The following is a 255-nucleotide window of genomic DNA, read 5'->3' on the forward strand; positions in this document are numbered from 1 at the left end:
CGACTTGCTATGGTCATCAGGCATAACTTGTTGATCTTGTGAAGCCACGTTGTTCTGTGGTTTTCAGAAGATCCAATTGGGAAGAAGTGTCGTAGGGTGGGGTTAAGCCACCAAGGCAAGCAAACATCGTTCACTTGTCCATCAATAATCTTTGTGCCCAGCGATTGACCATCGCTGCAGCGTGCCTGCATGTTGAGTGCAGGACTTAGGCGGTTGTGATTTGTACCAAACTTCGCAGTATCTTCCGATACCGGT

1 protein-coding gene is annotated in these 255 nt (G+C 48.2%); it reads right to left on the bottom strand.

Annotated features, from left to right (window positions below; genetic code table 11):
* The coding region (locus ACO0K8_RS22390) for a hypothetical protein (protein ID WP_422948863.1) at window positions 1–255 on the bottom strand (255 nt) is incomplete at both ends.

This window comes from Undibacterium sp. Ren11W, from assembly GCF_049340485.1.
Classification (GTDB): domain Bacteria; phylum Pseudomonadota; class Gammaproteobacteria; order Burkholderiales; family Burkholderiaceae_D; genus Undibacterium.